We start from the raw sequence: 21,465 nt of genomic DNA on the forward strand, positions 1-21,465 counted from the left end.
CCCCTCCCCTCCCCCGGCGCTATGTCTCTCAAACAAGGCGCTGCTTGCTAGAAGGCGATGCTTGGCCTTCTGTACCTGGCGTGCGCGACGCCTCAATCTGGACATGCTACGCCCCGAGATGAGCAGCCCGTACATGAATGGGACGGGCGGTATGGCGATCGGCCCGGCCGTGGATCATCAGGCTGGCGGGAGGCCCATGCGCCGTCGTCTATCCGGGGCCTTCGAGTGAAGCGCGAGCGACTCAAGATCGGTGATGTTGCCGCCCTCGCCCCTGGCGTGGGGCGCGGCGTTCAGGCCCCCCTCGATCTCCTCGGCGCCGACGCGACCCAGATCGATCGCCGCGCGGTCAATTTGCGTTGGCTCTGCGCTAGCACGCTGACCGGTCTTACTGGTGCCGGCCTGATCGCCGCCGCGTTGCACGTATCCCTCCAGGGTGATGTCTCCTTCGCGGCGATCCCGGAGAAGGCCACCATCATGGCGCGCCCGCAGCCGAGCGAGAGCGGCGCCAACATCGCCCGCAAGGGCGACCGGCTCGTGCGCAACCTGATGATCGCCTCCGCCAAGCAGAGCTTTCGCGCGCCGGTCACCGTGCGGCTGGGGGACCGCGAGATCATCAAGGCCAAGGCCTTCGTGCGGATCACCGCCCCGCTGTCGATGACCACGGGCGTCTATGCCGGTGATCTGCCGCGCTTCGATCCGATGAAGTTCGTCTCCGACGAGCCCCTGGAGCGCGCGCCGGATGCCGCCGCCGACGCGCCGGGCGCCGAGGTCACGGTGGTCAAGCGCGACCTCGCCGACGCCGCCATCGATCCGAATGCGCCGGCCCTGACCGACGACGACGTCACCGCCCAGGTCGAGGAGGAGCGGCGCATCGCGGCCGAGGCCGGGCGCCGGGCCGCCATCCCGATCGCCCCTCAGATCCTCTTGTCGCGCACGCTCCAGCAGGGCGCCGGCGGCGACGCGGAGGCCGCCGCCGCCAAAGACACCAACCCGTTCAAGGCGATCGAGGTGCTGGTCGTCCCCGAGAACGTCACCAAGGTCGCCAAGGTCGAGTTGAAGCCGAACGAGGCGCCGCTCGTGGAGGAGCGCGACGTCGCGTTCAAGCGGGGCGACACCCTGGAGACACTCCTGAAGGCCACCGGCATGGCCGGCGACGAGCAGATCCGCGCGATTGTCGCCGCGCTGGGCGGAAAGAGCCGCACCGGCGCCCTCACCGAAGGGCAGCAGATGCGGGTGCAGGTCGCCCCGGGCCCGCGTCCCGGCGATCCGCGCCAGGTCACCCGCGTGGTGCTGTACGGCGAGAGCGGCATCGAGGGCATCGCGGCGCTCAACGACCGCAACGCCTTCGTCTCGGTGACGCCCCCGACCGAGGACGCCCCGTCCGCCAAGTCGCAGCCTCAGGCCGAGGCCGGCGAGGACGAGGACGAGGATTCGGGCTCGGGGCCGCGCCTGTATCAGAGCCTCTACGAGACGGCCGCGCGCCACGACCTGCCGCGCGCCACGGTCGAGGACATCGTCCGGGTGTTCAGCTACGACCTCGACTTCCAGCGCCGCATCGCCAGCGGCGACGGGCTGGACGTATTCTACACCTACGACGACGAGGCCTCCGCCGACCGGCCTGACCTGCTCTACGCGGCGCTGACGCTCGGGGGCGAGACCCGCAAGGTCTACCGCTTCCAGTCTCCGGACGACGGCACGATCGATTACCTCGACGACCAGGGGCGCTCCCTCAAGAAGTTCCTGCTGCGCAAGCCGATCCCGGACGGCATCATGCGCTCCGGCTTCGGCTACCGCCGCCACCCGATCCTTGGCTATGCCAAGCTGCATACCGGCGTAGACTGGGCGAACCCGATCGGGACGCCGATCGCCGCGGCGGGCAACGGCGTGGTGATCCGGGCCGAGATGACCTCGGGCTACGGCAACCGGGTCGAGATCCAGCACGTGAACGGCTACGTCACGACCTACAACCACATGTCGCGGTTCGGCCGGGGCGTGAAGGAGGGTGTCCGGGTCCGCCAGGGGCAGATCATCGGCTATCTCGGCTCCACCGGCCTCTCGACCGGCCCACACCTCCATTACGAGGTGATCATCAACGGCCACTTCGTCGACCCGATGAAGATTCGCGTGCCCCGCGGCCGCGAGCTCGACGGGCGGATGCTGAGCGAGTTCAAGCGCCAGCGCGAGCAGATCGACGCGACCATGCTCAAATCGAAGAGCGCTACGGCGCTGGCGCAACGCGACGCCGCCGTGCGCTGAACCAGCTGGGCGTCCGTCATCCGAACCCGAGCCGCGCCCGGATCTGCTCGGGCGTGACCCCCGCAGCCCTCAGGTCGGCCAGGCTCTGCGAGGCGCGCGACTTGGCGAGCTTCTCTCCCCCGGGATCCAGGATCAGCCGGTGGTGGCGGTAGCGCGGGACCGGTAAATCGAGCCGGTGCTGGAGCAGGACGTGCAGGTCGGTGGCCGCTTCCAGGTCCTGGCCGCGCACCACGTGGGTGATCCCCTCCTCCGCGTCGTCGTGAACGACGGCGAGGTGGTAGCTCGTCGGTACGTCCCGGCGGGCGATTACGGCGTCGCCCCAGCGCGCTGGATCGGCCTGGACCCATTGCGTGCCGGATCTGTCGAAGGCGGTGTAGCCCAGCCGGTCGCCGCCGCGGCGCAGGGCGGCTTCCATGTCGAGGCGCCAGGTATGCGGCGCGTTCCCGGCAAGACGCTCGGCCACGATCGCTGGATCGAGCCCGCGGCAGGTTCCCGGATAGAGCGGCGCTCCGTCGGGGTCGTGCGGGTGTCCGGCCTGGGCGGCGGCCTGCGCGCGGATCTGCCCGCGTGAGCAGAAGCACGGATAGGCGAGGCCCCGGCCGATCAGGCCATCGAGCAGTGCCCGGTAGGCGCCCATGTGCCGGGATTGGTGCCGCACCGGCTCCGGAAAGGTCAGGCCCAGCCAGGCGAGGTCGGCGACGATCGCCTCCACCAGCTCCGGCTTCGAGCGGACGGGATCGATGTCCTCGATCCGCAGGCGGCAGAGGCCGCCCATCCGCCGGGCGAGGTCGGCGTTGAGCAGGGCCGAATAGGCGTGGCCGAGGTGGAGCCGTCCGTTCGGGCTCGGCGCGAAGCGGAGGACCGGCGAGCCCGCCCTCACCCGTCGCGGTGACGCAGGCAGTGCGGGGTGCCGGTCTGGCAGGCGATGCCCGGAAGCGAGCAGGCCGGCCCCTCCGCGAGGCGCTGGCAGACCCGGCAGTCGTCGGTCCATTCCAGGCAGGCGGGGTCGTCGGCGACCGAACGTGCCGGCGCCGGGTGGCGGGCGGGCAGGAGCGCGCTGAGCAGGACCGTGGCGACCATGAGGATCGCGACGCCCCAGGCAGCAAGGGCGCCGTTCGAGGAACGCGGTGCGGGCGACGTGGTGGGCGCTGTCGACATGGTCGTCCTGTTGGCGCGGCCTGCGCCCTCCTGTCAACGCGGGTGTACCCCGGTCAGGCGGCCTGCGCGGTCCGGTCTTCCAACAGGCCCGGAAGCAGCTTCAGATTGAGCGGCTTGGCCAGGAAATCGTCGAAGCCCGCTTCGCGTGCGGCGATCTCGTCCTCGCGGCCGGCATTGGCCGTGAGGGCGACGAGATGCAACCGGAGACCCTCGCCCGCGGCTTCAGCAGCCCGGATGCAGCGGGCTGTCTCGTGGCCGTCGAGGCGCGGCATGCGGATGTCGATCAGGGCGAGATCGAACGGGCCGGCCTTCGCCAGCTGCTCCAGCGCCTCGACGCCGTCGACCGCATGGACGACTTCGGCGCCGAGGCGCTCCAGCGCACGCGTCGCCAGCAGGGCGTTGATCGGGTTGTCCTCGGCGAGCAGGATCCGCTGGCCGGTTCCCGTTCGGACCGGGGCCGGTGCCTGGATCGCGGCGGATTCGACCGTCGGCGGTGGGGCGAGCAGCCGCTCGAATAGCGAGCGGGCCCGGACCGGCTTGATCAGGTATCCGTCGAAGCCCGCCGCGCCGGGGGCCCCGAAGCCGCGGCGGTCGAAGGGGGACAGCAGGACCAGGCTGCAGCGCACCCCGCAGGCATGCGCGGCGTCGGCGATCTGGCGGACCGCCGCGTCGCCCAGCGCCCGGTCCGCTAACACCGCGTCGAAGGCAGCGCCCGACAGGGCGTCGAGGCCGTCGTCCAGGGTTCCGACGATCACCGTCGCGGCGCCCGCCCGGGACAGGCTGCGGGCGAGGTACGGCGCCTGGTAGGGCGAGTCGGCCACGATCAGGCAGCGCCGTCCCTCGAGCCGCGGCAGGGGAACCGGGTCGGCGCGCTCGGTCTCGGCGTCCGGCAGCGGCAGGACGACCTGGAAGGTCGAGCCGCGTCCCAGGCGCGAATCCGCCTCGATCCGTCCGTCCATGCCGGTGACCAAGCGGCGGGTGATGGCGAGGCCCAGGCCGGTGCCTTCGTGGCTCCGGCTGGCGCTGCCGTCGCCCTGCTCGAACTCCTCGAACAGGACCGGCAAGCGCTCCTCCGGGATGCCGGGGCCCGTATCGGAGACGGCCAGGACCACCTCCCCTCCCCCACCCGGCATGCGGGCGAAAGTCAGGCTCACGCCGACGCCGCCGCGCTCCGTGAACTTGATGGCGTTGCCGGCGAGATTAATCAAAATCTGCCGGACGCGATCCGCATCGCCGACGAGCGCACGCGGGAAATCCTCGGTGACGTCGAGGGCGATCTCGATGCCCTTGTCCTGGGCCCGCGGGGCCAGCAGCTCCACGACGCTCTCGGCCAGGGCCGGCAGGTCGAACGGCTCGGCCGCAAGGTCGAGGCGCCCGGCTTCGATCCGCGAGAAGTCGAGCACGCCGTCGATCAGCCCGAGCAGGGCCTGTCCGCTGGTGCGCACGGCCTCCACGTAGGTCCGCTGCTCCAGGTCGAGGGCGGTGCCGAGCACGAGGTCGGCCATTCCGAGGATGCCGTTCAGCGGCGTCCGCATCTCGTGGCTGACGGTGGCGAGGAAGCGCGACTTCGCCACGCTCGCAGCCTCGGCGCGTTCGAGGGCGGCGTCGCGGCTGCGCAGCGCCTCGACCCGGGCGGTGACGTCTCGCCCGGCCCGCAGCCAGTGCATCGCGTCGCCGTGTGCGACCGGCATCTCCACGAAGGCGAACCAGCGCACCTGCCCGTCCACCGAGCGGACCTGCGCCTCCATGCGGCGCACGCCGTCCTCCCCGACCTCGACGGCGTTCCGCTCCAGGATCTCCAGATCGATCTGCGCGCCGAGCAGGTCGATCGCCGGTCGGCCGAAGAGAAGGGCGTACGCGTCGTTGGCGTAGGTGATGCGGCCGCGGGCGTCGCGCTGGACGATCACCTCGGTGGTGGCCGCGACCAGGGCGCGGTAGCGGTCCTCGCTCTCGCTGATCCGCCAGATGCGGTCGTGCAGCCGCTCGGCCTCGGCCTCGTCCGGTCGCCCGCGCCGGGCGCGCCAATGGCCGAGCGCCAGGGCTGCCGCGATGAGCAGCGCCAGCACGAGCGCGATATCCTTGACGACCATGGATGCCTCCCCGGCTTCAGGCCGGCTCGGTGCAGGATCGCAGGTGAACCTGAAGGTCGCGTTGGGAAAAGCGCTTAACCGCCGGTTGCAGCATCCGCGGCGCCGCCCCGCAAAACATCGCCTTGGCGCGATCCGAATTCGGGCTCAAGAGTTGCTTGCCAGGACGATCCGTCCGGACGGAGACAGAATTGATGCCGGGTGAGCATTACGACGTGATCGTCGTTGGATCCGGCCCTGGCGGCGGGACGATGGCGTGGCGCCTGGCGCAGACCGGCAAGCGCATCCTCCTGATCGAGCGCGGCGACTATCTGCTGCGCGAGCCGCGCAACTGGGACAGCCAGGCGGTGATCGTCGACGGCTACTACCAGACCAAGGAGACCTGGTACTCCTCCGACGGCGCCAGCTTCCAGCCGGGCCTGCACTACTACGTCGGCGGCAATTCGAAATTCTACGGCTCGGTCCTGTTCCGGCTCCGGGAAAAGGACTTTTCGGACATCCGCCACGAGGACGGCATCGCACCCGCCTGGCCCGTCGGCTACGACGAGTTCGAGCCGCATTACCAGGCCGCCGAGGAGCTGTTCCACGTCCACGGCCAGCGCGGCGAGGATCCGACCGAGCCCTGGTCGCGCAAGCCCTACGCTCATCCGCCGGTGTCCCACGAGCCGCGGATCCAGCAGCTGTTCGACAACCTGAAGGATGCCGGGCATCACCCGTTCCACCTGCCGGTCGGCGTGCGGCTGGTGGAGAAGGACGGACGCGCGGTGTCGACCTCGCCCTGCATCAAGTGCGAATCCTTCGATGGTTTCCCTTGCCCGACCAACGGCAAGTCCGACGCGCAGACGATGGTGGTCGATCCGGCCCTGCGCGACTGCCCGAACCTGACGCTGCTCACGCGTACTTATGTCGAGCGCCTTGTCACCGACCCCAGCGGTCGTACCGTGACCGGCGTGGCCGGCACCCGCGACGACGCGCCGTTCGAGGCCTCCGCCGACCTCGTCGTCGTGGCCTGCGGGGCGCTCTCCTCGGCGCTGCTGCTGCTGCGCTCGGCCAGCGACCGGCACCCGGACGGCCTCGCCAACGGCTCCGGACAGGTCGGGCGCAACTACATGCGCCACAACAATTCGACGGTGCTGGCTATTTCGAAGGTGCCGAACCCGACCCGTTTCCAGAAGACGCTCGGTCTCAACGACTTCTACTTCGGCGACCCGGACCGGAAGGACGACTGGGACTTCCCGCTGGGCCACATCCAGATGGTCGGCAAGTCCGACGGCGCCCAGATCCACGGCGAGGGGCTGCCGGGCTTCCTGCAATGGTTTCCCAACAAGCCGTTCGACTGGATCGCGAAGCACTCCGTCGATTTCTGGTTGACCTCGGAGGACGTCCCGCTGGCCCAGAACCGGGTCTACTACAAGGATGGCAAGGTCCATCTCGACCTCACCGAGACCAACGTGGAGGCGCACAAGCGGCTGCGGCGCAAGCTGCAGGAAATCTGCAGCTTCACCGACATGCACCCGCACCTGTTCGACCGTTCGCTCTACCTCGGCAAGAACATCCCGATCGGCGGCACCGCGCACCAGGCGGGGACTTTGCGGTTCGGGGACGACCCGGCGACCTCCGTGCTGGACCGGAACTGCAAGGCGCATGAACTCGACAACCTCTACGTCACCGACGCGAGCTTCTTCCCGTCGATCGGCGCAGTGAACCCGACGCTCACGATCATCGCCAACGCGCTGCGGGTGGCCGACCATCTGATCGAGCGGATGGGCGCCAGGAACGAGATCGCTCCGCCGCGCCTGTTCGACCACACCGAGCCGCGGGAGCCGGTGCCGGCGTGACGGCCGCGCTCTGCTATGGAGGGGACCCGACCTCGAACCGAGCGCAGCGCGCGTGGCCATCGACCATATCGACCTCAGCCGGATCGACCTGAACCTGCTCGTCGCCCTCGATGCGCTGCTCGACGAGCGCAGCGTCACCCGGGCGGCGGCGCGGATCGGCGTCGGCCAGTCGGCGATGAGTTCGAGCCTCGCCAGGCTGCGCCGCCTGTTCGACGACGAACTGCTCACGCGCGCGCCCGACGGGATGCGGCCGACGCCGCGGGCCCTGAAACTGGTCGAGCCGTTGCGGGCCACGTTGCGGCAGGTCCAGGCCCTCGTCCACCGGGAGGAGCGGTTCGATCCGGCCACCGTCGAGCGCAGCTTCACGCTGAGCCTGCCGGACAGCGTCGAGGTCCTGATCGGGCCCCGGCTGATCGCGCAGCTGCGCCGGGACGCGCCGGGGATCCGGCTGCTGCTGCGTTCCGTCGAGCGGGCTCGCATCCTCGACGAGCTGGATGCCGACCGGGTCGATCTGGCCATCGGGTTCTTCACCGAGGGGCAACTGCATCACAAGCAGCGGCTGCTCTACCGCGACAGCTACGTGGTTCTGTTCAACGCCGACCTGATCGGGATCCAGCCGCCGATCGGGCTCGATGACTACCTGCGTTTCCCGCACGTCCTGACCTCGTTGCGGGAGACGGCCCACGGAGTCGTGGACGACGCGCTGGCGGCGCTGGGGCGCTCGCGCATCCTCGCGGTGACCACGCCGCGCTTCCTCGTGGTGCCGTTCATGGTCCGCGCCGCGCCGGTGATCGCCACCATGCACGCGAGGCTGGCGACTTCCTTCGCCAGCACGCTCTCCCTGGCGGTCAGCCCGGTGCCGGTGGCGCTCGACGAGGTGGTGGTGTCGATGCTGTGGCACGCCTCCTACGATCGCGATCCCGCCCATCGCTGGCTGCGCGACCTATTGGTGCGCCTCGCCAACGAAGCCCCGACCTTCGGGATGCTGTGAGCGCGATTCCTTTTGGACTTCGGCTTCGTCCCGTAAGAATCGCGCGCGGCGCACCGGGTGCGCCGAACAGAGGCGGCGCGCGCCTTCAGAGGTCCATCACAGGCAAGGATCGTCGGCAGCCTCCAGCCGCCCGTCGGCGATCGCGGCGCGAAACAGGCGGAAATCCTCGGCGTTGCGCTCCGCATAAGAGGCTGCCCAGTCGGCCAGGGCCTCCCGCAGGTCCGGGTTCTTGCCGCCGCCGCAATAGCCGGCGATCGCCGCGGCGTCTCCGGTGCGGGCATGGGCCCGGGCCAGGAGAGCCCCGTAGGCGTAAGAGAAGGTCAGGAGCGACGGCCCGGACATGTCGGAGAGCGGGATCGCGCCCTTCAGGTTCTTCATCTGGCGCACGTAGAACGGACGGCCCTCGATGGTGGTCCAGCCGAGCAGCGGGTCGCCCACCGCTTGCAGCAGGCGCTGACCGTAGATGACCCGTTCGCCCTCGTGGCCCGCATAGGGCTCCGGCATCCCGGGCAGGTAGGGGCCGTGGGCCGGGCGAACCGCCTCCTTGACCTGCAGGAAGAGCGCGTCCCGATCGGAGTTCCCGCACAAGAGCGCCACATAGGCCCGCGTCCCGACGCTGCCGACCCCGACGACGCGATGGGCGACATCGATGACCTGATAGCGATCGAGCATGAATCGCCGCTCGCGCGGCAGGGTCTCGGCGTAGCGCTCCAGCCCCGAGACGACCTGCTGGCGGGTGGTCTCGTCGACCGGGGTCAGGATCGGCGCGTCGGTCCGGAAGCGCCAACCGCCGTCGATGCGCCGCTCGGCCATCTGGGCCAAGAGGCTGCGGTTGTTCTTGCGGCGGGCCTTCTCGACCGACCGGCGCACCACCGAACGGGCCTCCGGATCCATCCGGATCCCGCCGAGTTCAGCCAAATCCGCCCGGGTGGTTTGGTACCAGACGTCCAGGGAGCCCTGCGGCGCCAGGCGCCGCATCGTGCGCTGGTAGCCCGACACCGCGGCCATCACGGCGGCCCTGCGCGATTCGGCCGGCGTGCCGGCATCGGCCGTGGCGACCGTGATCCCGGCGCAGAGCCGCTTCAAATCCCATTCCCACGGGCCGACCGTGACCTCGTCGAAGTCGTTGAGGTCGAGGACGATGTCGCGCTGCGGGGTGCCGAACAGGCCGAAATTGTCGATATGGGCATCGCCGTTCATGACCACGTCGATGCCGCTGCGCGGACCGCGCGACAGGTCCCAGGCCATCACGTGGGCGGCGCCACGCAGGAACGCGAACGGGCTCGTCGCCATCCTGGCGACCCGCAGCGGGATCAGATGCGCCTGCCGACCCTCATGGGCCGCCGCGATCAGGCCGACCGGATCGGGGCGATCCGGCTCCGAGCGCAGGGCCGCGTGGTCCTGGTGCGGGACCTTCGCGCGCATCGCCTTGCCGGCCTGCCGGCGCTTGTCCCAGGGCTCGACGCCGGCCCGGAGATCGATCCGCGGGAAGTCCGCGAGCGGCGCCAGCACGACATCCTCGGTCGGTTCGTCGCCGGCCGGAAGCAACGTCGCGGCCCGCGTCTCGTCGTTTGGCACCTTGTCCATGATCCCCCGCCGAACCGAGTAGGCGACAACCTTGATCGTACTCGGTCGGTCCCAGACGGCCTCATTCACGTACACGATAGGATTGGCACCGCTCTGTGACCTTTCAGCCTCGGCGGCCCTTGACCACACTACAGGCCAGTCCTCTAACCGGTCGCCTATTCGAAGGGTGTCCGTCCCGATCCGAACCGTGCGAATCACCGGTGTGCAGACGGTGGATCGGGCGCGTGGATCGGGCCGGGCCGGACGGCGCCGTCGGGCGCCGCATCAGTGGGACATCACATGCCCAAGGGCTCAGATCTACTCGTTGCGGCCCTGGAGAACGAGGGCGTCGACCGCATCTTCGGCATTCCGGGCGAGGAGAACCTCGACGTCGTCGAGTCGCTCCGCACCTCCAAGATCGAGCTGGTGCTGACCCGTCACGAGCAGGCGGCGAGCTTCATGGCGGCGACGCACGGCCGTCTCACCGGCCGGCCGGGCGTGTGCCTCTCGACGCTGGGCCCGGGCGCCCTGAACTTCTCGACCGGCGCGGCCTACGCCCACCTCGGCGCGATGCCGATGATCATCATCACCGGCCAGAAGGGCATCCTGTCCTCCCGGCAGGCGAAGTTCCAGATCGTCGACGTGATCAGCTCGATGAAGCCGATCACCAAGATGGCCCGGCAGATCGTCTCGGCCTCCTCGATCCCGACGATCGTCCGCGACGCCTTCCGGGTCGCCACCGAGGAGCGTCCCGGGCCGGTGCTGCTGGAGCTGCCGGAGGACATCGCCGCCGAGCAGGCCGAGGCCTACGTCGTGCCGCCGCATCCGATCGACATCCCGGTCGCCCACCCGACCGCGATCGAGCGGGCCGCCGCCATGATCCTCGCGGCCAAGCGGCCGCTCGTCATGCTGGGGGCCGCCGCCAGCCGGCCGCGCGCCACGGGCGACCTCGGCGGCTTCGTCCGGCGCACCCAGATCCCGTTCTTCACCACCCAGATGGGCAAGGGCACGGTCGCCAGCGGCACCAGCCTCTACATGGGTACCGCGGCACTCTCCGAGCGCGACTACGTACACGAGGCGATCGACAAGGCCGACCTGATCATCGCGATCGGCCACGACACGATCGAGAAGCCGCCCTTCTTCATGGGCCAGGCCGACCAGAAGGTGCTCCACATCGGCTACATGCCGGCCAACGTCGAGCAGGTCTACTATCCCGACGCCGAGGTGGTGGGCGACCTCGGGCCGACCCTGAAGCTCCTCGCCGACAAGCTGGAGGGCAAGCTGCCGAACGCCGGCGCCCTGCTGCACCTGCGCGAGCACATCCTCGACCACATCGCCGACCGGGCCGGCGAGGACCGCTTCCCGGTCACGCCCCAGCGGCTGGTGCGCGACGTCCGGCGGGTGATTCCGGAGGACGGGATCGTGTGCCTCGACAACGGAATGTACAAGATCTGGTTTGCCCGCAACTACCGCACCTACGTCGCCAACACGCTGCTGCTCGACAATGCGCTCGCCACCATGGGCGCGGGCCTGCCCTCCGCCATGATGGCGGCGATGCTCTACCCGAACCGCCGCGTCATGGCGGTGTGCGGCGACGGCGGCTTCATGATGAACAGCCAGGAATTGGAGACCGCGGTGCGGCTCAAGCTCAACCTGGTCGTGCTGATCCTCGACGACTCGGCCTACGGGATGATCCGCTGGAAGCAGGCGGTCGATAAGTTCGCCGACTACGGGATGACCTTCGGCAACCCGGATTTCGTCCTCTACGCGCAGGCCTACGGTGCCAAGGGCCACCGCGTGGAGGCCGTCAACGACCTGGTCCCGACCCTGGACCGGGCGTTTGCCGAAGGCGGCGTGCACTTGGTCGCGGTACCGATCGATTATTCGGAGAACACGCGTGTTCTCGTTGAGGAACTGCGCGAGAAGGTGAAGGATTTCGAGCCGGCCGAGTGATTCCGTCGCAGAATCGATCCCGGCACGACAACAGGGCAGCGCGATGAACCCGTTCACCTTCCAGACAACCCCGAACGTGTTGTTCGAGGCCGGCGCCGCGAAGAAACTTCCGGAGATCGTCGGCACCTTCGGGGCCAAGCGCGTATTGCTGGTCACCGACAAGGGCGTGCGCAAGGCCGGTCTGACCGAGGCCGCCGAGGCGGCGCTGGCGGCGGCCGGCATCGCCATCGACGTCTACGAGGACGTGGTCGCCGACCCGCCCTCCACGGTGATCGAGGCGGCGGCCAAGCGGGCCCGGGAACTCGGGACCGATCTCGTCCTGTCGATCGGCGGCGGCTCGGCGCTCGATACCGCCAAGCTGGTGGCCTACTTGGCGAAGTCCGATGAGCCGCTCGACTCGATCTACGGCGTCGGCTTGGCCAAGGGCGACCGGCTGCCGCTGATCCTGGTGCCGACCACCGCCGGGACAGGCTCCGAGGTCACGCCGATCTCGATCGTCACGACGCCGACCACCGAGAAGAAGGGCGTCGTCGCGCCGAAACTGCTGCCTGACTGGGCGGTGCTCGATCCCGAGTTGACCCTGGGCCTGCCGGCCCACGTCACCGCGGCCACCGGCATCGACGCCATGGTCCACGCCATCGAGGCGTTCACCAGCAAGAACAAGAAGAACCCGATCTCGGATCAGCTCGCCAAGCAGGCCCTGGCCCTGCTCTCGGCGAACATCCGCACCGCCTGCTCGGACGGCCGCAACCTCGAAGCGCGCTCCGGCATGCTGCTCGGTTCGATGCTCGCCGGCATGGCCTTCGCCAACGCGCCGGTGGCGGCGGTGCACGCGCTGGCCTATCCGGTCGGCGCGATCTTCCACGTGCCGCACGGGCTCTCCAACGCCCTGGTGCTGATGGGGGTGATGCGCTTCAACCTGTCCCACGCGGAGGCGCTCTACGCCGAGCTGGCGCCGATCCTGGATCCGGCGGCGGCCGATCTCCCGCCGGCCGAGGCGGCCGCACGCTTCGTCGAAAGCCTCGACGCGATCTGCCGCGACTGCAAGGTCCCGGCCTCGCTCGCGGAGGTCGGTGTCGCGCAGAAGGATCTGGAGCGGATGGCCACCGACGCGATGAAGCAGACGCGGCTCCTCGTGAACAATCCCCGCGAGGTCACCTACGACGACGCCTACGCGATCTACAGCGAGGCGCTTGGCGAGGCGCGCCCAGCGACCTGAAACGGCCCGACAACCGGCCCGCCAAGGAGGCCGGAGAACCGCGAGGAGGTGCGCCGTCATGGACCAGTTCGACGCGTTCAAGGCGATGGGCGAGTTCTGGACCCGTGCCGGCGCCGGCTTCTTCGCCCCCGGGGCCGCGCCGGGCTTCTCGTGGCCGACCCCGCCGCAGACCGATCTCTCCAGCCTCGCCACGGCGCAGAGTCATCTCGCCCAGGCCTGGGCTTCGGCGACCGCCCTGTCGCAGACTTTGACCACATCGCTGCAGGGGGGCGCCGGAGCGCCGGACCCGACCGCCGGAGCGGTGCTGGCGCGTATCTTCGATCCACAGGCCTGGCTCGGCGGCTCGGCCGAGTTCGACGCGGCTTTGACGCGGATGTCCGAGGGGCCCCAGCTCGCCGACCTGTGGCAGACCGAGCGGCGCTACGGCGCGCTGTTCACCGCCTGGGCGGCGTTGCGGCGGGCGCAGGCCGAGCACCAGGCCGTGATGCTGGAGGCCTGGACCCGGGCGGCCGGGACCTTCGCCAAGGAGGCCAATGACCGTGCCGAGCGCGGCGAGGGCTTCAGCTCCGCCCGCGAGATGATGACCCGCTGGACCGAGACCGCCAACGCGGTGCTGCTGGATGTCCAGCGCTCCGAGGCGTTCCTGGCCTCGCAGCGGGTGGTGCTGAAGGCATCGACCGACCTGCGGCTCGCCCAACAGGACCTCTCGGCCTTCCTGTCGGATTTCTACGGGCAGCCGACCCGGGCCGAACTGGACGACGTGCACAAGAGCCTGACCGAGCTGCGCCGGGAAGTCCGGGCCCTGCGCCGGGAGCGCCGGGAGGCTGCCCGGGCCTCTAGGGCCAACGGCACCGCCGCGCCGGCAACGGAGGACGCGCATGGCTGACAAGGGCATGGCTGACAAGGGCATGGGTGACGGTGGCATGGCCGGCGAAGGCATGGCCGACAAGGGGGGAGCGGACCGGGCCGCCCCGAAGGCTCCGACTACGCCGCTCCCGCTCAAACCCGCCGAGATGATGGCCGAGGTCGCCGAGCTCGGCCGCCGCATCAGTGCGGGTGCCAAGCTGTTCGCGGACGTGCGCGACGCCGACGTGCAGATCGCCACCACGCCCAAGGACCTGGTCTGGAGCCAGGACAAGGTCTCGCTCTACCGCTACCGGCCGCTTGCCGAGAGCAAGGGCCTGCCGCCGGTGCTGATCGTCTACGGTCTGATCGGCCGCTACACGATGGCCGATCTGCAGGAGGACCGCTCGCTGGTCCGCAACTTGCTCAATCTCGGCCTCGACCTCTACGTGGTCGATTGGGGCAATCCCGGCCGGGCCGACCGCTACGTCACCATCGACGACTACGTCGACGATTACCTCGCCGAATGCGTCGCCTTCATCGGAGCAGCGGCGGGGCGCGAAAAAATCAACCTGCTCGGGATTTGCGAGGGCGGCGTCTTCACCACCTGCTACGCGGCGCTCTACCCGGAGCGCGTCAACGCGATGGTGCTGACCATCACGCCGATCGACTTCCACGCCGACACCCGCGAGTCCCGGGCCGGCCACGGCTTCATCAACGTCTGGACCCGCTCCCTGTCGCCGGAAGACGTGGACCGCCTGATCGATGCGCAAGGCTCGCTGCCCGGGGCGTTCATGGGCTCGGTGTTCTCGATGATGACGCCGATGCGGACCATGACGAAGTACAACCTGGACTTGCTCGACGCCCTCGACGACAAGAAGAAGTTCCTGAACTTCCTGCGCATGGAGAAGTGGATCGCCGACCGGCCGGACCATCCCGGCGAGGCGGCCAAGCAGTGGCTCAAGGATCTCTACCAGGACAACAAGCTGGTCCAGAGCACCTTCGTGCTCGGCGGCCGCACGGTCGATCTGAAGCGGATCGCCTGCCCGGTGCTGAACGTCTTCGCCCAGGACGACCACATCATCCCGCCGGCGACGTCGCAAGCGCTCAAGGACAAGATCGGCACCGACGACTACACCGAGCTCGGCCTGCCCGGCGGCCATGTCGGCGTCTTCGTCGGCGGCAAGGCGCAGAAGTTGCTGGGCTCCGGCATCGCCGATTGGCTGGGTGCGCGTGGGTAGGGTGATGCGCCGCGACAGGGGAGCTGCCGGGTGCACGTTCGTGGATGAGAGGCGCGCCGCTTATCCCCCTCCCCCCTCTGCGGGGGAGGGTACCCTGCGCAGCAGGAGGGGAGAGAGGCAGCGCGACAGTAGTGGATGGGGCTTCCGGCGCGACTTCTCTGGATACCGCGCTCCCCTCTCCCGACCTGGCCTGACGGCCGGCCCACCCTCCCCCGCAGTAGGGGGAGGGAAACCGCGCGGATCTCGCGCCATCTTGCGGGTTTGTATCGCCGGTCGATCCAAAGCTCTCCCTCATCCTGAGGTGCGGTCGCGCAGCGGCCGCCTCGAAGGAGCCCTCCAGAAATCGCTGCGATCCCTGGAAGGCTCCTTCGAGGCCCGGCGGTCTGCGATCGCCGGGGACCTCAGGATGAGGGCGGTGGGTAGGATCGACCGGTCGAATGATCGCCGCGCTTGGCGCGGCGCTCTCAATTCCAGGCTCCGAGGATAACCGCATGGGCAGCCTGAAGAACAAGATCGTCAGCGCCGACGAGGCGCTCGCCATCCTGCAGGACGGCGACATGGTCGCGGTCTCGGGCTTCGTCGGCATCGGTACGCCGGATGAGCTGATCCTGGCTCTGGCCCGGCGGTTCGAGGCCGGCCAGGGCCCGCATGGGCTCGGGCTGATGTTCGCCGCCGCGCCCGGCGACGGCAAGGAGCGCGGCCTCAACCGGCTGGCGATCCCGGGGCTGGTGCGTCGCGTCGTCGGCGGTCACTGGGCGCTGGTGCCCAAGCTGGCGAAGATGGCGATCGACGGCGAGATCGAGGCCTACAACCTGCCGCTCGGCGTCGTGTCGCATCTCTACCGGGAGATCGCCGCGCATACGCCTGGCCACATCACCAAGGTCGGCCTGCGCACCTTCGTGGATCCGCGGCTCGAAGGCGGCAAGCTCAACGCCGTCACCCATGAGGACCTGGTCAGCGTGGTCGAGCTCGGCGGCGAGTCCTGGCTGCACTACAAGGCCTTTCCGGTGAACATCGCGCTGATCCGCGGCACCACGGCGGACCCGGCCGGCAACATCACCATGGAGCGCGAGGCGCTCACCCTCGACAACCTCGCCGCCGCCATGGCGGCCAAGAACTCGGGCGGCTTCGTCATCGCCCAGGTCGAGCGCCTGGCCGAGGCCGGCTCGCTGGCCCCCCGCGAGGTGCAGGTGCCCGGGGTGCTGGTCGATTGCGTGGTGCTGAGCCAGCCGGAGAACCACCGTCAGACCTACGGCACGCCCTACAACCACGCCTTCACCGGTCGCCAGCGCGTGCCGCTGGACCGGATCCCGCCGATTCCGCTCGATGCCCGCAAGGTCATCGCACGGCGCTGCGCCTTCGAGCTGCCCCCCGGCGGCGTGGTCAATCTCGGCATCGGCATGCCCGAGGGGGTGGCGGCGGTCGCCGCCGAGGAGCGGGTGCTGAAATACCTGACGCTCACCGCCGAGCCCGGAGTGATCGGCGGCTTGCCGCAGGGCGGGCTCGATTTCGGCGCCGCCCTCAACCCGGCGGCGGTGCTGCACCAGAACCAGCAATTCGACTTCTACGACGGCGGCGGCCTCGACCTCGCCTGCCTGGGGCTCGCGCAATGCGACGCCGAGGGCAACGTCAACGTCAGCCGCTTCGGCAAGCGGCTCGCCGGCGCCGGCGGCTTCATCAACATCTCGCAGAACGCCAAGAGCCTGGTGTTCGCCGGCACCTTCACGGCCGACGGGCTGGAGGTGGTCGTCGAGGGCGACGGCATCCGGATCGTCACCGAGGGACGCTCCCGGAAGTTCATCGCCGCCGTGGAGCAGGTGACCTTCTCGGGCGCTTACGCGGCCGAGCGTGGCCAGCCGGTGCTCTACGTGACTGAGCGCTGCGTGTTCCGCCGGACCAAGGCCGGCATGGAGCTGGCCGAGGTCGCCCCGGGAATCGACATCGCGCGGGACATCCTCGGGCAGATGGGGTTCACGCCGATCGTGCAGGACCCGAAGCCCATGGATCCGCGGCTGTTCCGCGATGCCGTCATGGGGCTGGAGCCCTGGCTCCTCGGGCTCTCCCTGTCTGAGCGGATCAGCTACGACCGGGAACGCAACATTCTGTTCTCGAACCTCGAAGGCTTCCAGGTCAGGACTATCGACGACGTCGAACTGGTGCGCCGCGAATACGAGCGCGCCTGCCAGGAAATCGGTCGCAAGGTCCACCTGATCGCCAATTACGATGGATTCGAGATCGACCCGACAGTGAGCGATGCCTATTTCTCGGCGATCGCTTATCTGGAGAACCGGTACTACGAGACTGCTTCGCGCTACACGACGAGCGCGTTCTTGCGATTAAAACTCGGTGCCTCGTTGGCGAGCCGCGATCTGGCTCCGCATGTCTTCGAGACAAAAGCCGAGGCGCAGGCGAGGAATACGGCCCAGAGCGTGCCCCTCAAGCCGCGGACGGATCTGTCTCAGCCAGACAGGCCGCAGCCGCCGAAGGAACCGTTGAATGCCTGAGTCCGACACTTTCACCCTGAAGGACCGGAGCCTCCTGGTCGAATCCTGCCTGATCGGCGGGGAATGGTCGAAGGCCGGGTCCGGCACGATCGACGTCACCAACCCGGCCACCGGCGCGGTGATCGCCCGGGTGCCGAACGCCGGCGCCGACGAGACCCGCCGGGCGATCCAGTCCGCCCACGCGGCCTATCCGGCCTGGCGCGCGAAGACCGCCAACGAGCGCGCCGTGCTGCTGCGCAAGCTCGCCGCCCTGGTCACCGAGAACCAGGAGGATCTGGCGCAGATCCTCACCGCCGAGCAGGGCAAGTCGCTGACCGAATCCCGCGGCGAGGTCGCGATGTCGGCGGCCTACGTGCTGTGGTTCGCCGAGGAGGCGCGGCGCGTCTACGGCGACGTGATCCCCTCCCCCTGGGGTGACCGCAAGATCCTGGTCACCAAGGAGCCGGTGGGCGTGGTCGCGGCCATCACCCCGTGGAACTTCCCGTCCTCGATGATCGCCCGCAAGATCGCACCGGCCCTGGCCGCCGGTTGCCCGATCGTGATCAAGCCGGCCTCGCAGACCCCGCTCTCGGGCCTCGCCTGGGGCGTGCTGTGCGAGAAGGCCGGCTTCCCGGCCGGAACCGTGAGCATCCTCACCGGATCGGCCCGCGCCATCGGAGGGGAGATGACCGGCAACCCGCTGGTCAAGAAGATCACGTTCACCGGCTCCACCGAGGTCGGCAAGGTGCTGCTGGAGCAGGCCTCGCACACGGTGAAGAAGGTCTCGATGGAGTTGGGCGGCAACGCGCCGTTCATCGTGTTCGACGACGCCGACCTCGACCGGGCCGTGGCCGGCGCGATGCTCGCCAAGTACCGCAACTCCGGCCAGACCTGCATCTGCACCAACCGCTTCCTGGTGCAGGACGGGATCTACGACGCCTTCGCGGACAAGATGGCCGAGGCCGCCAACCGCCTGAAGGTCGGCAACGGCATCGAGGAGGGCGTCGCCCAGGGGCCGCTGATCGACATGGCCGCGGTGGAGAAGACCGAGGCCCATATCCGCGACGCCGTCGAGAAGGGCGGCCGGGTGGTCGCGGGCGGGCATCGCCACGCGTTGGGCGGCCAGTTCTTCGAGCCGACCGTGATCACCGGAGCGACCCCAGACATGGCGGTGGCCCGGGAGGAGACTTTTGGGCCGCTGGCGCCGCTGTTCCGGTTCCGCGACGAGGCGGAGGCGATCCGCATGGCCAACGACACCGAGTTCGGCTTGGCCTGCTACTTCTACACCCGCGACCTCGGCCGCACCTTCCGGGTCGCCGAGGCGCTGGAATACGGCATGGTCGGGATCAACGAGGGCATCATCACCACCGAGGTGGCGCCCTTCGGCGGCGTGAAGGAATCCGGCCTGGGCCGCGAGGGCTCCTACCATGGCATCGAGGATTACCTGAACACCAAGTATCTCTGCGTCGGCGGCCTCGGCGCGTGAATTCGTTGGACCGGATGGCACGCGCCGCGCGCCATCCGGTCTCGCGCGCGGGAATCGCTACTCCGCGTCAGGGCGCGGATGCGTAATGCTCCCGCTCGTCGTCGCTGATCGGCCGGATGACCCGGCACGGATTTCCGGCGGCCAGGACCCCGTCCGGCACGTCGCGCGTGACCACGCTGCCGGCGCCGATCACCGTGCGGGACCCGATGGTGACGCCCGGCAGGATCAGGGCGCCACCACCGACCCAGACGTCCGACCCGATTTCGACCGGCTTCCCGAATTCCTGGACCCGGCGCAGGGCCGCGTTGAACGGGTGCAGGGGCGTGAGGATCTGAACGGATGGGCCGAACAGCGTGAAGCTTCCGATCCGCACCCGGCAGACATCGAGGATCACGCAGTTGAAGTTAAAGAACACCCGCTCGCCGAGCTCGATGTTCGAGCCGTAATCGCAGAAGAACGGCGGCTGCATCCAGACCGTATCGCCGCCGGCCGCGAAGATCTGCTGGCACAGGTCCCGGCGGTGATCCGCGTCGGCCTCGCCTGACGCGTTGAGCAACTGGCAGAGATCCCGGGCCCGGATGCGGCCCGCGGCGAGTTCGGGATCGAGGGCGTCGTAGAGTTCCCCCGCCAGCATCTTGTCCCGCTCGGTCCGCATCGGCATTCTCCCCGTTCAAGCTCCGCAGCGATGCGGGCTCGGTCCCGGCCAGCCCTTCCGGTCCGGTCCAACGATGCGTACATATGTACGCATCGGACGCGAATGCCAATTCCCGCCCGTCCGGGAATCTTGCCAACGAATCTCGCCCAGAAATTTCGTCCAGGGATCTCGTCTGGAAATCGCGTGCAGGAGCCCCGCGTGCCCTCGTCCCAGCGCCGTTACGACCCGGACCGCCGCGCCCGCATCGTGCAGGCGACCCTCGACGTCATCGCCGAGCACGGCGTCGCCGGGACGACGCATCGCCGGGTCGCGGCGGCGGCCGACGTGCCGCTCGGCTCGATGACCTACCACTTCACCGGCCTGGTCGAACTGTTGACCGAGGCGTTCACCCTTCTGGCCGACACGGTCTCGGCGCGCTTCACCGAGCGGCTGGCCGAGGCCGCGGATCGCCATGAGGCCTGCGAGGCCGTGGTCGACCTCATCGTGGACGACAGCTGGGCGAGCCCGCGGACCATGCTGCTGAGCTACGAGCTTTACGCCTTCGCCGCCCGCAACCCGCCGCTGCGCCGCGTCATGCAGGATTGGATGGAGAAGAGCCGTGCGGCACTCCGGCAACATTTCTCGGCCGACGTGGCTAAGGCCCTGGATGCCTTGATCGAGGGCTTGTCGATTCACCGCTCGGTGGATCCGGAGCCGATGGATCGCGCCGATGTCCGCGCTCTGGTCGAACGCGTCGCCTCCTGAGGACGATGCGCCCGGCCCGGCGCCATCGCGTTACGTCCGGGTGCCTGTCGCGGCTTTTACGCGGCGCGCATCCCCGGCGGCTCCCTGCCGCAAAGCCGGCTTCGACGGCGGAATGCGCGGTGTCAGGCCGGTTGCGTGTTGTGAATCTGGTCGAAATCCAGTGATGCCGTGTCGATCACGATCTGCGTCCGGCTGATCACTTCGAGCTTGCGCAGGATCTCCGAGACATGGGCCTTCACGGTGGAATCGCCGACGTGAAGCTCATGGGCGATCTGCTTGTTCAACTTGCCCTGGCGGATCATCATCAGCACCCGCAATTGCTGCGGCGTGAGCCGGGCCACGCGCTCGGCCAGGGGGGCCTTCTTGGCATGCGGCGACGGCGCGCTCGCCTCTGCGAAGCCGGGGGGCAGGAACAATGCGCCGCTCATCACCTCGGTGATCGCCCGGGTCAGGGTGCTCTTGTCCATCGCCTTGGGCACGAAGCCGGCGGCTCCGTGCTGCAGGGCCTCCCGGACGATGCGCGGGTCCTCGTGGCCCGACACGATCAGGATCGGGATGCGCGGGAAGCGGGCCCGGACCGTGATCAGGCCGTCGAAGCCGGTGACCCCCCGCATGGACAGGTCGAGGAGCGTCAGGTCGATGCCGCGGTTCTCGGCCAGCACCGCGCAGGCGGCCTCGATCCCGTCGGCCTCGTGCAGGACGGCGTCCGGATGGGCGAGGCGGATCGTGGCCGCCAGGGCGTCACGGAACAGCGGATGGTCGTCGACGATCAGGAGTTGCACGGTCGAAGCGGTTCCTCGCTCGAGATCCGCATGCGGGACCCTTGGGACATCGGAAACCTGATCGATGCGGTGCCGGGGCGCAAGCGGCCGAGGAGGAGGCCGCTCACCGCCGCCGATCCGGGCGGCGCGGCGCGGTTTCACCGGTAAGGCCTGGTCAGGGCGA

Annotated in this window: 17 protein-coding genes; 11 read left to right on the top strand and 6 right to left on the bottom strand. The window is 69.3% G+C overall.

The annotated features are described in order from the left end of the window. Positions 1–225 precede the first annotated feature (225 nt). The gene (locus FV242_RS02245; protein ID WP_147937794.1) at positions 226–2,256 is read left to right on the top strand and encodes a M23 family metallopeptidase; all 2,031 of its coding nucleotides are present in this window, start codon (positions 226–228) and stop codon (positions 2,254–2,256) included. Positions 2,257–2,272: 16 nt separating this feature from the next. Here the strand turns inward: FV242_RS02245 and gluQRS are convergent, their stop codons facing one another. From gluQRS to FV242_RS02260, 3 genes are read right to left on the bottom strand one after another with little or no spacing between them, the layout of a single operon-like run. After that, positions 2,273–3,136 carry a tRNA glutamyl-Q(34) synthetase GluQRS gene (gene gluQRS, locus FV242_RS02250; protein ID WP_246692573.1) on the bottom strand — a complete coding sequence of 288 codons (864 nt, stop codon included), beginning with the start codon at positions 3,134–3,136 and terminating at the stop codon, positions 2,273–2,275. Then, the gene (locus FV242_RS02255; RefSeq protein WP_147937796.1) at positions 3,133–3,414 is read right to left on the bottom strand and encodes a hypothetical protein; all 282 of its coding nucleotides are present in this window, start codon (positions 3,412–3,414) and stop codon (positions 3,133–3,135) included. The genes gluQRS and FV242_RS02255 overlap by 4 nt, the downstream gene beginning before the upstream one ends. Before the next feature lie 53 nt (positions 3,415–3,467). Continuing rightward, a complete protein-coding gene (locus tag FV242_RS02260; protein ID WP_147937797.1) occupies positions 3,468–5,504 on the bottom strand; it encodes an ATP-binding protein in 2,037 nt (678 codons plus the stop codon). A 191-nt stretch (positions 5,505–5,695) separates the two neighbouring features. On the opposite strand from FV242_RS02260, the gene FV242_RS02265 reads away from it, so the two are divergent. After that, positions 5,696–7,339, top strand: coding sequence for a GMC oxidoreductase (locus FV242_RS02265; RefSeq protein ID WP_147937798.1), 1,644 nt, complete (start codon positions 5,696–5,698; stop codon positions 7,337–7,339). A gap of 52 nt (positions 7,340–7,391) precedes the next feature. Then, positions 7,392–8,330, top strand: a complete 939-nt coding sequence (locus FV242_RS02270; protein ID WP_147937799.1) for a LysR family transcriptional regulator — start codon at positions 7,392–7,394, stop codon at positions 8,328–8,330. Between the two features lie 96 nt (positions 8,331–8,426). Here FV242_RS02270 and FV242_RS02275 read toward each other — a convergent pair whose 3' ends face one another. Beyond that, the gene (locus FV242_RS02275; protein WP_147937800.1) at positions 8,427–9,917 is read right to left on the bottom strand and encodes a DUF2252 domain-containing protein; all 1,491 of its coding nucleotides are present in this window, start codon (positions 9,915–9,917) and stop codon (positions 8,427–8,429) included. A gap of 279 nt (positions 9,918–10,196) precedes the next feature. Between FV242_RS02275 and FV242_RS02280 the strand changes: the two genes are divergently transcribed. The 6 genes from FV242_RS02280 to FV242_RS02310 all read left to right on the top strand — a co-directional run bounded on the left by FV242_RS02280 (position 10,197) and on the right by FV242_RS02310 (position 19,121). Then, complete coding sequence (locus FV242_RS02280) at positions 10,197–11,849, top strand: acetolactate synthase large subunit (RefSeq protein WP_147937801.1); 1,653 nt, start codon at positions 10,197–10,199, stop codon at positions 11,847–11,849. A gap of 43 nt (positions 11,850–11,892) precedes the next feature. Next, on the top strand, positions 11,893–13,068 hold the full coding sequence (locus FV242_RS02285; protein ID WP_147937802.1) for an iron-containing alcohol dehydrogenase: 1,176 nt from the start codon (positions 11,893–11,895) through the stop codon (positions 13,066–13,068). A 58-nt stretch (positions 13,069–13,126) separates the two neighbouring features. Further along, positions 13,127–13,954, top strand: coding sequence for a poly(R)-hydroxyalkanoic acid synthase subunit PhaE (locus FV242_RS02290; RefSeq protein WP_147937803.1), 828 nt, complete (start codon positions 13,127–13,129; stop codon positions 13,952–13,954). 127 nt (positions 13,955–14,081) lie between these two features. Further along, positions 14,082–15,152: a class III poly(R)-hydroxyalkanoic acid synthase subunit PhaC gene (phaC, locus tag FV242_RS02295; protein ID WP_147937909.1), complete on the top strand. Its 1,071-nt coding sequence runs from the start codon at positions 14,082–14,084 to the stop codon at positions 15,150–15,152. A 491-nt stretch (positions 15,153–15,643) separates the two neighbouring features. Further along, entirely contained in the window at positions 15,644–17,656 is a 2,013-nt protein-coding gene (locus FV242_RS02305) for an acyl CoA:acetate/3-ketoacid CoA transferase (protein ID WP_147937805.1), read from the top strand. Further along, on the top strand, positions 17,649–19,121 hold the full coding sequence (locus FV242_RS02310; protein ID WP_147937806.1) for an NAD-dependent succinate-semialdehyde dehydrogenase: 1,473 nt from the start codon (positions 17,649–17,651) through the stop codon (positions 19,119–19,121). Before FV242_RS02305 ends, FV242_RS02310 begins: the two co-directional genes overlap by 8 nt. Before the next feature lie 67 nt (positions 19,122–19,188). Here FV242_RS02310 and FV242_RS02315 read toward each other — a convergent pair whose 3' ends face one another. Continuing rightward, the gene (locus tag FV242_RS02315) at positions 19,189–19,776 is read right to left on the bottom strand and encodes a sugar O-acetyltransferase (RefSeq protein ID WP_147937807.1); all 588 of its coding nucleotides are present in this window, start codon (positions 19,774–19,776) and stop codon (positions 19,189–19,191) included. A gap of 198 nt (positions 19,777–19,974) precedes the next feature. On the opposite strand from FV242_RS02315, the gene FV242_RS02320 reads away from it, so the two are divergent. After that, positions 19,975–20,520 (top strand): TetR/AcrR family transcriptional regulator, encoded by a 546-nt coding sequence (locus FV242_RS02320; RefSeq protein WP_147937808.1) that lies wholly within the window; start codon positions 19,975–19,977, stop codon positions 20,518–20,520. 122 nt (positions 20,521–20,642) lie between these two features. On the opposite strand, the gene FV242_RS02325 is transcribed toward FV242_RS02320, so the two are convergent. Further along, positions 20,643–21,302, bottom strand: a complete 660-nt coding sequence (locus FV242_RS02325) for a response regulator transcription factor (protein WP_147908925.1) — start codon at positions 21,300–21,302, stop codon at positions 20,643–20,645. Here FV242_RS02325 and FV242_RS34295 point away from each other — a divergent pair. Continuing rightward, on the top strand, positions 21,276–21,449 hold the full coding sequence (locus tag FV242_RS34295) for a hypothetical protein (protein ID WP_187193661.1): 174 nt from the start codon (positions 21,276–21,278) through the stop codon (positions 21,447–21,449). The two genes, FV242_RS02325 and FV242_RS34295, sit on opposite strands and share 27 nt — an antisense overlap. Positions 21,450–21,465 lie beyond the last annotated feature (16 nt).

The organism is Methylobacterium sp. WL64, from assembly GCF_008039945.1.
Taxonomy (GTDB): Bacteria; Pseudomonadota; Alphaproteobacteria; order Rhizobiales; family Beijerinckiaceae; genus Methylobacterium.